Consider the following 11135-nt stretch of genomic DNA (forward strand, 5'->3'; position numbering starts at 1 on the left):
GATTGCAGATAAGTGCGCGGCGACAGGTTAAAGACCTTAAGCACCGGCCAGCCGATCAGGGCAAAGATCACATTGGCGGCAAGGGCGGCTGTCCCCATCAAAACCAGCGTATCACCGCCAAGCTCCACCGTCGCAAGGGCGGCAAAGGTCAGACAGGGTGTCGCGAAATAGGTGACGATGGATGTGACAAGGTTGGTGTCAAAATGTTTGCCAGCACGGGCCCAGAAATATCCCAGTCCGGTGGTGATGAAAACCGGGGCCAAAATCGCAAAAATATCGGCAAACATCAGACGCTTTTCCTTGATAGGTTCTTTTATGGGGCGTGAACTTGAACCGAAATTGCACGTCCCCCGGTTGCTCTGCAAGTGAATAATGGTAATACCAATTTCTTTTCCGCACTGTGCAAAAGTCGGTTGTGGCTTGTGAAGACTTGCTTTTGCAAAGGCCTTTGCGCCATTGTTGGCCAAATTTGACCATGCAAAAGGCCTGTGATGAACGGCTCCATCCACGACACTGTCAAACGTCATCTGATTGATCCGGCGCCGCGCTTTCGCGATCAACGCAATCCCGTTCCGGCTGTCTTTCTGGATCGGGACGGGGTGATTAATGAGGAAGTCCATTACCTGTCAGACGTTGCCGATCTTAAACTGATCAACGGCACGGCAGAGGCGATCAAACGCCTCAATGATGCAGGCACCCCGGTGATTGTTGTCACCAATCAGTCCGGTGTCGCGCGCGGCTATATCACCGAAGACCAGCTTTTTGAAATCCACAAGGCACTGGTTTCCATGCTTTCCGATCACAAGGCATCGGTGCAGGGCATCTATTATTCGCCCTATCATCCAAGCGGGCAGGGCGAGTATCGCCGCCAAAGCACCTGCCGCAAACCCGAACCCGGCATGCTTCTGGCTGCAAGTGACGAGTTTGCCATCAACCTCTCGGAAAGCGTCCTGATTGGTGATCGCATCAACGATATCCGTGCCGGGCACGCGGCGGGCACAAAGGCCATCATGGTCAGAACCGGACACGGCGCAAAGGAAGCCATCCTGCCCGAAGCCCAGGAAGCCGATTTTATTGCCGATGATCTGGCAATGGCGGTTGATCACATCCTGACAACGCGGCAATAGGGTGCGTTTCACGCTGTCCCTGTCTAACCGTTGCCAAGACAAAAGTTCTGCCACATCTCCCGACAGGCTTCTTCGAACTCGGCTGCGACAGCAGGCGCGTGGAAGGCACGGCTGCCCCGGATGCGATCACGCATGTTTTCGCGAATGCTCGCAAGTGCCTTAAGGTCGGATGCCAGCATGATGCACTTGTCGACATATCCCTTCTCGGTCTCGGCACACAACGCGCCAAGCCCGATATCGCTTAAAACCGCAAGACCAAGCCTTGATCCCGGCCGATCATCGGCCAGCGACACGAACGGAATGCCAAACCACAGCATCTCGTAATAGTTTTCAAGGCTGATGGAAGGAAACGGCGCAAGCCCGATATCAATCTGGGCATAAAGGGCCGGCCGATCCTTGGGCTTTACCTTGCCCGCCAGATCCAGTCGATCGCGCTTGATCCCGGCTTGCCGGGTGCGATCAAGGAATGTTTTGGCGGCATAGGAATCTTCAAGCACGTCATCCTGAATGACGATGCGGCTGTTGCTGACCTTGTTTAATATCCGCGCAAAGCAGTTCAGTGTTTCATTGCTGATATTGGCCAGCCGATCAATGCAGCCAAACCGGATGATCTCTTCGCCGACGGCTGCCGGAAGCGGTGCCAATGGCAAGGCGTCATCAAGCTCTGCCGGAAGGTAGGGGCCAAGTGCCAGCGGATAGGGGCGCTCGGAAAACATCTTGTTTTCGGCAAGTCCGCCGCCAAACACTTCCTTGTGCCCGATAAGGTAATCCATCTCGGCCATGCCGGTGGTGATCGCAGACAGGCTGGCTTGCACCGGGGCGGCCTTAAGGGCAAAGACCTCAATCGGTTGGGTCGGATGAACGCCACAGACATCAATCAGGATATCGACCTTGTCCTTGCGAATGCGATCGGCAATCTGCATCGGATCCTGCCCGCACACTTCGCGCCAGCCATCGGCCATCACCTGCCATTGCCGTGTGACGTCATCCGGGCGTGGGGTCGCAGAATACAGGAACAGCTCGATCTCATGCCGGTTCAGATGGCGGGCAAGCGCACTTAAAAGGCTGGATGATGCATGCTTGCAAAAGAACGGTGAAAGCCATCCGATGCGCAGCCGCTTGTCCGACTGTCGGGTGTTGGCAAAGGCCGGCTTGGCGGCAATCGGCATATGGTGCTTGGCCCATGCCTTGGCGGCCTTGCTAAGGGTGGCCCCATCGGTTGTGCCAAGCTTCGCACGCGCCCGGATCAAAAGCGCATCGGCCGTGGCATTATCCGGCGATGACTCTATCAGGGTATCAAGTGTCTTGATTGTGCTATCAAGGTCGCCACAGCGCAGCGTGATATCGGCCAGAACCAGATCAATCTCAACGGTGTTCTTGGTCAGACGGCGCGCGGTCTTTAAAATCGCGATCGCCTTGGCATATTGGCCTTGATGGGCAAGTGACTGGCCCAACCCGCGCAAGCCTGGAACGTATTTGGCATCGATGCTCAGCGCTCGCTGATAAAGGTTCTGTGCCAGTTCCGGATAGCCAAGCCGCAGGAAGGCCGACCCCACCCGGCAAATCATCTCGGGGGAAATGCCTGCGGCCTCGGCGGCATGTTCAAGCGATTTAAGGGCGGCTTCTTCCTGTCCCAGATCATGCAAGGTCTGCCCGAACAGCAGCAATCCTTCATAATGATTTGGCTTCAGGCCAAGCAACCGGCCCAAAAGATCCATCGCCTGACCCAAATGGCCGCGCGGAATTTCAAGCCGTGCCAGATGATAAAGGGCGGTGGGGAAATCCCCGTGGTAACTCAATGCCTGCTTGAACTGGTCAATCGCCTTGTCAATCTGACCCGAACTTTCCAGCGCAATTGCATAGTTGCACCGGACCGCCGGGTTGGCGGCAAAGCTGGTCAGGCAGTTTTCAAAAAGCTCAATCGCCTCGCCATGGCGGCCAAGTCCGGTCAGAAGGGTGGCAAGAAGATGCTCTGCCTCCGCATTGCCCGGTGACATGGCCAATGCCGCGCGATAGATTTTCTCGGCTTCTTCGGGGCGATTGCCCTCATGCGCAGTCAGTCCGCGACGCAACAGTGTCTTGAGTTGGTCGGACATGGGGTTGCGGATCTCCACCTGATGGTCTGGATAAGGGCCTCGGCCCAAGCAGTCTTGCCTGACATTAAAGGGTTCAGCCCGTCCTTTAAAGCATGCAGTTACCAGATCGCGGATTACCGCCTGAAATGCAGGTAAAAAAGAACCCCGAACCTGTATGAGGGTCCGGGGTCAGAATGGGAGTGGGAGAATCGCCTGGCGGCGATAATCTCCCATACGATATGTGTTGTTTGGTTAGAGATCGCCTATGCAATAGAATAGTTTTCCGGGTATTTGGGATAGGTCGCATGGTCAATCGTCGCAAAACCTGTGAACTGGCTCACAAAATTGCATGCTGACACTGGTGAATGAGCGATTTTAAGCAAACTCTGAGGATAGAAAGCGCTGCCAAAAACGCGTTCGCAGTTCGCGGGCAAAGTGATGCGCGTGTAGCAATCGTACCGAATGAAGGATTTTGGCGAAATTTTCGGGCAAAAAACTGTCAAAGCGCGCGAATACTGTGCTAGAACGCACCTATATACAAAGGGCATCGGGGATGCTGACCCCGTACCCGAAAGAAACGCCACCAGTGATTTAAAGAGAGGTTCCTTCCATGCCGGAATATCGGTCCCGTACAACAACACATGGCCGCAACATGGCTGGTGCGCGCGGCCTTTGGCGCGCCACTGGCATGAAAGACGAAGACTTCGACAAGCCGATCATTGCGGTCGTCAACAGCTTCACCCAGTTCGTGCCCGGTCACGTGCATCTCAAAGACCTCGGTCAGATGGTCGCACGCGAGATCGAGGCATCCGGCGGTGTCGCCAAGGAATTCAACACCATTGCCGTTGATGATGGCATCGCCATGGGCCATGACGGCATGCTCTATAGCCTACCGTCGCGCGAAATCATCGCTGATTCCGTTGAATATATGGTCAATGCCCATTGCGCCGATGCGATGGTCTGCATTTCCAACTGCGATAAAATTACGCCGGGCATGTTGATGGCTGCGATGCGCCTTAATGTCCCGTGCGTGTTCGTCTCCGGTGGCCCGATGGAGGCTGGCAAGGTCACCATCGAAGGCAAGGAACATCACCTTGATCTGGTCGATGCCATGGTGCAGGCGGCCGATCCGAACATCTCCGACGAGCAGGTCAAAACCGTTGAGCGTTCTGCATGCCCGACTTGCGGCTCGTGCTCTGGCATGTTTACCGCCAACTCGATGAACTGCCTGGCCGAGGCACTTGGTCTGGCACTTCCGGGTAACGGTTCGGTGCTGGCAACCCACGCAGCACGTCAGGAACTTTTCCTTGAGGCGGCCCGTACCTCGGTCAAGCTGGCCCGTCGTTATTACGAAGAAGAAGACGAGGGCGCGACCCCGCGCGGTATTGCCACGTTCAAGGCATTTGAAAACGCCATGGCGCTGGATATCGCCATGGGGGGCTCCACCAACACGGTTCTGCACCTGCTGGCAATTGCCAAGGAAGCCGAAGTTGACTTCACCATGACGGATATGGACCGCCTGTCGCGCAAGATCCCGTATCTGTCCAAGGTCGCGCCGAACCATCCGATGTTCCACATGGAAGACGTCCATCGTGCCGGTGGCATCATGCGAATTCTTGGCGAACTTGATCGTGCAGGGCTGCTGCATACCGATGTCTCGACCGTGCATTCCAAGACCATGGCCGACGCCCTTGAAAAGTGGGACATCAAACGCACCACCAACGAGGCGGTACACAAGTTCTTCCGCGCCATGCCGGGCGGGATTCCGACCCAAACTGCGTTCAGTCAGGAACGTTATTGGGACGATCTGGACCTTGATGAAAAGGAAGGCTGCATTCGTGATGTTGCCCATGCCTATAGTCAGGATGGCGGTCTTGCCGTTCTGTTTGGCAACTTGGCTGCCAATGGCTGCGTGGTTAAAACCGGCGGTGTAGATGAAAGCATCCTGAAATTCACCGGCCCGGCCGTCATCTGCGAAAGCCAGGACGAAGCCGTTGCCAAGGTGCTGGGTGGTGAGGTCAAGGAAGGCGACGTTGTCGTCATCCGCTACGAAGGCCCCAAAGGTGGTCCGGGCATGCAGGAAATGCTGTATCCGACCAGCTATCTGAAATCGATGGGGCTGGGCAAGGCCTGCGCACTGGTCACCGATGGTCGCTTCTCTGGCGGCACGTCGGGCCTGTCGATCGGTCACGTATCCCCCGAAGCAGCCGCTGGCGGTGACATCGCGCTGGTCGAGCCGGGTGATATGATCGAAATCGACATTCCGAACCGCTCGATCCGCATTGCGGTCGATGATGCGGTTCTGGCCGCCCGCCGTCAGGCGATGGAAGCCAAGGGCCCCGAAGCATGGCGTCCGGCCAAGCCGCGCAAACGCAAGGTCTCAACCGCCCTTCGTGCCTATGCCGCGATGGCAACCAGTGCCGATCAGGGCGCGGTCCGTGACGTCACCCAGGTTGAGTTCTAAGTCCTCTGGCTAAGACAGCCAGAAACAATAAAAAAGACCGGGTGCTAGACCCGGTCTTTTTTGTATCTGAGGCCGTTGTTGTTAAGGCAACAAGGCAGGGCGCGTTTGTTTAGGCACCTTCGGACAGTTCCACTGCGGCATGTGCGATGACGCGAACGGCGGTTGCGATACATCTCTCATCGAGATCGAAGTTGCTTCGATGCAGCATGGTATCGCGATCTGTTGCCTTTGATCCGATGCGCAAATGGGCGCTCGGAATGCGTGATGAAAACTCGGCAAAATCTTCGCTGCCCATCGATCCCTGCGGTAGGCATACAACGTGCTCTTCGCCCAGAAGATCGCGCGCAGAATCAACCACGGTTTTCAGGATGTCTGGCTGGCTTTTGACAACACCAATACCCTGAAGGAATTCAACATTGATTTTGGTTCGGGTGGCAATAGCAACGCCTTCGGCAATGCGTGAAATGGCGTCTTTTGTTTCCGACCGGACATCTTCTGAATGGGTGCGGATTGCGCCTTGCAGGGTGACCGCGTCAGGGATCTGGTTGCGTGCAGTTCCGCCCTCAATCTTGCCGATGGTCACAACTGCGGAATTCAATGGTGCGACTTCACGGGCAACAATCGACTGGATCTGTGAAACAAGCTGACTTGCCGCCACGATCGGATCAATCGACAGGTGCGGGTGGGCGCCATGGCCGGACAGGCCGCCAATCGTGATATCGAAGGGATCAGAAGAGGCAAATGAAACTTCCGGGTGCCAGCCGATTGTCCCGCCGGGCAGCAACGGCCAATTATGATATCCCAACATGATGTCAGGCTTTTGGGTGTCAAATACGCCATCGGCCAGCATCGCTCGTGCGCCACCAAGGCCTTCTTCGGCCGGTTGGAACACGACCATAGCGCGGCCTTTGAAATCGCCGCCAAGCTTGCGAAGAACGGTCGCCACGCCAAGTGCGATTGCGGTGTGGGCATCGTGCCCACAGGCATGCATTACGCCTTTATTCTGTGATGCAAAGGCAAGACCGGATTGTTCTGTGATCGGAAGGGCGTCGATGTCCCCACGGACACCGACCAGACGCCCCGCGCCCTCAGGATTGATCAGAGCTGCCACACCGGTTTTAGCAATACCGCTGCGATAGCTCACACCGAGACGATCAAGATAGTCACAGATCTTTGCCGACGTCCGGACTTCGGCAAAGCCGAGTTCCGGGTTTTGGTGCAAGTCGCGGCGAATTTCGATCAATTCGCTGCTGATTTCGTCGACAATGGTATCGATTTTTCTGGATGTCTCGTTGGTGACGCGTGAAGGCATAGTGTATCAATCCTGAATGGGGGCGGGTCGTCTGTTCTCGGGGAATTACAAAGCTCAGTCGAAGTTTTTCTGACCGATTTCTGCAATCTTCTTGTAGGTCTCTTCACCCCAGATATTAGAACCAAGTTCATCGCGAACCGACTGGGTTGCTTCGATAAACGGTTTGGTATCCGGATAGGTAAAGGTGATGCCAGCAGCCTTCATTTCGGCGATCATCTTGTCGGTCTGTGCCGGCAGGGTTTTTTCGATCAATGCTGTTGAGGCGTCATTGGCTTTTTTCAACAAAGCCTGGTCTTCTGCACTGAGGCCTTCCCAGAAGGAATTGCCGATCATGACATAGGCCGGTTTGGTGATGTAGTTGACCATCGCGATAGAGTTCTGAACTTCATAGAACTTCGCGGCGTAGATGGTCTCAATCGGGTTTTCCTGACCATCAACCACGCCAGCCTGAAGGCCGGTATAAACTTCGCCAAAGGCCATCGGTGTCGGGTTCGCACCCAGCGCGCTAAGCGACTTCACGTAGTAATCGCGCTCGGGCGAACGCAGTTTCAGCCCTTTCAGGTCTTCGATGCTGTTCAGGTCGATATTTGCACTGATCTGGCGCGGGTTACGCGGCATGAACCCCAGCAGGCGGATTTCACGCTCGTCGATGAGTTTTTCGTTCCACTCTGCACCGAAGTCGGTGTCGAGAACTTCAGAGTAGTTTTTCATGCCCTTCATCAGATAGGGCAGGGCAAGATATTCAATTTCCTTGATCCCCGGATCGCCGCTGGCGGAAATCTGGGTTACGCCAAGGGCAAGCTGGGTGAATAGCTCTCGCGGGGTACCCAGCTGCTCTGCGCCGTAAACGGACACGGAAAAGCGACCTTTCGACTCTTCTTCGACGACGCGTTTGAATTCAAGCGCGCCTTCATACTGTGCTTCGCCGGGGTTTGCCCAGATCGAGTAACGAATATCAGTTTGTGCCATTGCCTGGCTCATGCCGACAATCGAAAGGCCTGCGGCAATAACCGCTGTAGTAATCGTCTTACGCATTGTAAAACTCCCTGTGTTGTTACGCGGTGGTTTTTGGGTCTTGTGCGGAGAAGTGGGTGATGAAGTCGGCGCAATAGCCAACGAGGTAATCTGCGATCTTTTCGCCTTTTTCGGCACTGGACTGCGCAGGGTCGCCACCTGCAACGCCATTGCTGCATCTGTCGGTGACATCAACAGCAAGTGCGACTTCGCTCTCACGGAAACGGATGCCTGCAAGCCCTGCGGTCGGCAGGCCAAGCATTTCGCCTTTTTTCTCTTCACGTGATGCAAGTTCCGGGCGCATCAGTTCCGGGAACAGATGCATATAGACCGAAGTCAGCGGGTCGCCGCCATGGCCGAACGCCTTCATGCCCAGTTCCGGGTGCAGTTCCTGCCACATTGATGCCGGCAGCAGACGCCACAGGTTCAGGCAAGGGATTAACAGACCTTTTTCGCGTTTCATTTTGCGAATGACCTGATCGATCAGCGGATAGTTCCCGCTATGGCCGTTCAGGATGACGATCTTGTTGACGTCATGGTCGGTAAAGTTCTCGATCATGTCGGTCAGAATGGCCGTGAAGGTTTCCGGGCGAAGCTGCATGCCGCCGGGAACCGTGCGGAAATAGTCAGCATAGCCAAACGGCATGATCGGTGCGGCAATTGCACCCGACTTCTGGGCAATACGTCCGGCCAGAACATCGGTCAGCATATAGTCGCCCATCGGGCAGGTTGGGCCCTGTTCTTCTTGGGAACCAAGTGAAATGATGATCACCGGGTCTTCGTTCATGCGTTCGCGAAACTCAACAAACGTCATGTCTTTGAGCAGGTGTTTCTGTGCAGCATTATCAGCTGTCATGTGGGGCTCCGGTATTTCTTTACAGGTGGCAGAAATGCTTACTGACCGCCGAAGATAAGGTTCGGCAGGAACAGCGTGATTTGAGGGAATGCAGCAAGCAGAAGGACTGCTGCAAAAAGCGGGATATAGAACGGGATCATCGCGCGCACCATTTGCGCATGTGAGATCTTGGCAATGTCCTGGGCAATGAACATCAGAATGCCAACCGGCGGAGTTGCACCACCGATGATCAGGGTAAAGACCATCAGGACACCGAAATGCACCGGGTCGATACCAAATTGCATCACGACGGGGACAAGGATCGGTGTGAGAACAATCTCGGCCGAAGATGCCACCATGAACAAGCCAACCAGAACCAGAACCGCAAGCACGATGAGAAGAACAATCAACGGTTCATGGGAAATTGTTGAAATGCCCATACCAATGCTTTGCGGCACGTTTTCACGGACCATGACCCAGCTAAAAGCGGCAGATGCTGCGATAATCAGCATGATACGGCAACTGCCCAGTCCGACATCGACCAGCACTTTGCCAAACCGGCGCATGTTCATCTGACGATACAGCAGTCCAAGAACAAGACCGTACAAAACGGCAACCGCAGCGGCTTCGGTCGGGGAAAACATCCCCATCAAGATGCCGCCAACAATGATCACCGGGAATAGAATGGCCGGGCCGCCTTCCTTGATCGATGCGCCGATCTCACCAAGGCTTGCACGTTCATAGCGGGGATAGTTGTTCTTGCGGGCAACGAAATAGGTGAAAATCATCTGCGACAGAATGATCACAACACCCGGAATAATGCCGGCCACCAACAAGCGACCGATGGATACATTGGCAAGTGTGCCGTAAATCACCAGCGCGACACTGGGCGGGATCATCGGCCCAACCAAGGCCGATGCAACAGTCACCGCCGCAGAAAACGGTGCCGGATAGCCTTCTTTTTTCATCGCCGGTATCAGGACAGAACCAAGGGCAGTGGTATCGGCGGTTGCTGATCCCGACATCCCGGAAAAAATCATGCTGGCAAAGATGTTCACTTGGGCAAGACCACCGTGAATATGACCAACAAGGGCACGCGACATACCGATGATGCGATCCGTTAGGCGACATGCATTCATCAGTTCCCCGGCAAGATAGAAGAACGGAATGGCCAGGATCAGGAAGCTGTCGACAGAAGAGGTCATGCGCTGGGCGAGCATGCCTGCATCAATCCCGGTCAGGTAAAGATAGACGGTCGTGCTGACACCCATGGCAAATGCCAACGGCATGCCGGTTATCAACAAAACAATAAGGAGGGCGAGAATAATGGTGACGGTCATTTCAAATCCTTACAGCATCGAACTGTCATTGTTGTCTGGCTGTTTGGAATGAAGCCGGCGTGACAGGAAAATACGCGATATAATGGCGACGATCATAAGGATGGCACCAACGGTCGCGGCCAGTCGGACGGTCCCGGCCGGAAGCGGCAGGATGCTCATCTCCTGAAAGTTCTCAAGCTTGACGATCCGGAAGCTTTTCCATGTCAAAATCGTCAAGAAGCCAAGTGCAAGAATCTGATTGATCAGTCGAACAATACGGCGCGCGCCCTTGGGCAGAAGAACCACAAAGACATCTACCGACAGGTGGCGTCCCTGCCAGCAAACAACGGCTGCACCAATGAAGGTCATCCAGACGACCAACAAACGGCTGAGTTCCTCGCTCCAGAGAAGCGGACTGTCAAAGAAGTAGCGCAATACGACTTGCGCTAATGTCAGTGCTAAAATAACTGCCAAGGCAAGGCCGACGGCAATTTTAAAAGGCAGCGAAACGTCAAAAGAACGCTTTTCGTGCGCTTTGTTGGTTGGGGGCATTCCCTGTTTCTCCATCCAAAGGAACGGTCGGCGAATTATTTTTGTATTTAATGCTCGCACCGCTGATGACTATAAAATCAGGCGGACATTAATCTTGTCAAATATATAAATTAAACGTATTTATATCTAATGAGTATTAATAATCGTGTCGAATTACGCCATTTGCGCTACTTCATCTGTGTGGCAGATGTGATGCATTTTGGGCGTGCTGCCGAGCGTCTCGGCATCGCGCAAGCCCCGCTTAGTCAGCAAATCAAACAACTTGAAGACCGCGTCGGCGTTCAGCTTTTTGAACGCACTACCCGCTCTGTTCGTCTGACAAAGGCAGGTGAAGTTTTCCGCGAGAAAGCCCTTCTTGCGCTTGAAAATGTTGAAAACGGCATCGAGGCCGCGCGCTTTGTTATGGGGCAGGCAAGCCGTAAATTGACAATTGGCTG

10 protein-coding genes are annotated in these 11135 nt (G+C 54.7%); 3 read left to right on the forward strand and 7 right to left on the reverse strand.

The genetic code is table 11. From position 1 onward, the window contains the following. Window positions 1–287: AEC family transporter (locus tag B3Z49_RS18415; protein ID WP_296993507.1), on the reverse strand; the 287-nt coding region annotated here is incomplete at its 3' end. Window positions 288–491: 204 nt separating this feature from the next. Here B3Z49_RS18415 and B3Z49_RS18420 point away from each other — a divergent pair. Further along, window positions 492–1127, forward strand: coding sequence for a D-glycero-alpha-D-manno-heptose-1,7-bisphosphate 7-phosphatase (locus B3Z49_RS18420; RefSeq protein ID WP_296993486.1), 636 nt, complete (start codon window positions 492–494; stop codon window positions 1125–1127). Between the two features lie 23 nt (window positions 1128–1150). On the opposite strand, the gene B3Z49_RS18425 is transcribed toward B3Z49_RS18420, so the two are convergent. Beyond that, the gene (locus B3Z49_RS18425; RefSeq protein ID WP_296993488.1) at window positions 1151–3223 is read right to left on the reverse strand and encodes a tetratricopeptide repeat protein; all 2073 of its coding nucleotides are present in this window, start codon (window positions 3221–3223) and stop codon (window positions 1151–1153) included. A gap of 589 nt (window positions 3224–3812) precedes the next feature. Here B3Z49_RS18425 and ilvD point away from each other — a divergent pair. Then, window positions 3813–5666, forward strand: a complete 1854-nt coding sequence (gene ilvD / locus B3Z49_RS18430; protein WP_064780651.1) for a dihydroxy-acid dehydratase — start codon at window positions 3813–3815, stop codon at window positions 5664–5666. 109 nt (window positions 5667–5775) lie between these two features. On the opposite strand, the gene B3Z49_RS18435 is transcribed toward ilvD, so the two are convergent. From B3Z49_RS18435 to B3Z49_RS18455, 5 genes are read right to left on the reverse strand one after another with little or no spacing between them, the layout of a single operon-like run. After that, entirely contained in the window at window positions 5776–6978 is a 1203-nt protein-coding gene (locus tag B3Z49_RS18435) for a M20 metallopeptidase family protein (RefSeq protein ID WP_296993491.1), read from the reverse strand. A gap of 54 nt (window positions 6979–7032) precedes the next feature. Continuing rightward, window positions 7033–8013 (reverse strand): TRAP transporter substrate-binding protein, encoded by a 981-nt coding sequence (locus tag B3Z49_RS18440; RefSeq protein ID WP_296993493.1) that lies wholly within the window; start codon window positions 8011–8013, stop codon window positions 7033–7035. 19 nt (window positions 8014–8032) lie between these two features. Continuing rightward, complete coding sequence (locus B3Z49_RS18445; protein ID WP_296993495.1) at window positions 8033–8848, reverse strand: creatininase family protein; 816 nt, start codon at window positions 8846–8848, stop codon at window positions 8033–8035. 38 nt (window positions 8849–8886) lie between these two features. Then, window positions 8887–10167, reverse strand: a complete 1281-nt coding sequence (locus B3Z49_RS18450; protein WP_296993498.1) for a TRAP transporter large permease — start codon at window positions 10165–10167, stop codon at window positions 8887–8889. 9 nt (window positions 10168–10176) lie between these two features. After that, a complete protein-coding gene (locus tag B3Z49_RS18455; protein ID WP_296993500.1) occupies window positions 10177–10698 on the reverse strand; it encodes a TRAP transporter small permease in 522 nt (173 codons plus the stop codon). Window positions 10699–10827: 129 nt separating this feature from the next. On the opposite strand from B3Z49_RS18455, the gene B3Z49_RS18460 reads away from it, so the two are divergent. Continuing rightward, on the forward strand, window positions 10828–11135 hold a 308-nt coding region (locus tag B3Z49_RS18460; protein WP_296993502.1), incomplete at its 3' end, for a LysR family transcriptional regulator.

The organism is Thalassospira sp. UBA1131 (assembly GCF_002311515.1).
In the GTDB taxonomy this organism is placed as follows: domain Bacteria; phylum Pseudomonadota; class Alphaproteobacteria; order Rhodospirillales; family Thalassospiraceae; genus Thalassospira.

Excerpts from the sequence above, each read along its gene's own strand:
- B3Z49_RS18420 (WP_296993486.1), top strand. The coding sequence starts at position 492 with ATGAACGGCTCCATCCACGACACTGTCAAACGTCATCTGATTGATCCG.
- B3Z49_RS18425 (WP_296993488.1), bottom strand. The coding sequence starts at position 3,223 with ATGTCCGACCAACTCAAGACACTGTTGCGTCGCGGACTGACTGCGCAT.
- ilvD (WP_064780651.1), top strand. The coding sequence starts at position 3,813 with ATGCCGGAATATCGGTCCCGTACAACAACACATGGCCGCAACATGGCT.
- B3Z49_RS18435 (WP_296993491.1), bottom strand. The coding sequence starts at position 6,978 with ATGCCTTCACGCGTCACCAACGAGACATCCAGAAAAATCGATACCATT.
- B3Z49_RS18440 (WP_296993493.1), bottom strand. The coding sequence starts at position 8,013 with ATGCGTAAGACGATTACTACAGCGGTTATTGCCGCAGGCCTTTCGATT.
- B3Z49_RS18445 (WP_296993495.1), bottom strand. The coding sequence starts at position 8,848 with ATGACAGCTGATAATGCTGCACAGAAACACCTGCTCAAAGACATGACG.
- B3Z49_RS18450 (WP_296993498.1), bottom strand. The coding sequence starts at position 10,167 with ATGACCGTCACCATTATTCTCGCCCTCCTTATTGTTTTGTTGATAACC.
- B3Z49_RS18455 (WP_296993500.1), bottom strand. The coding sequence starts at position 10,698 with ATGCCCCCAACCAACAAAGCGCACGAAAAGCGTTCTTTTGACGTTTCG.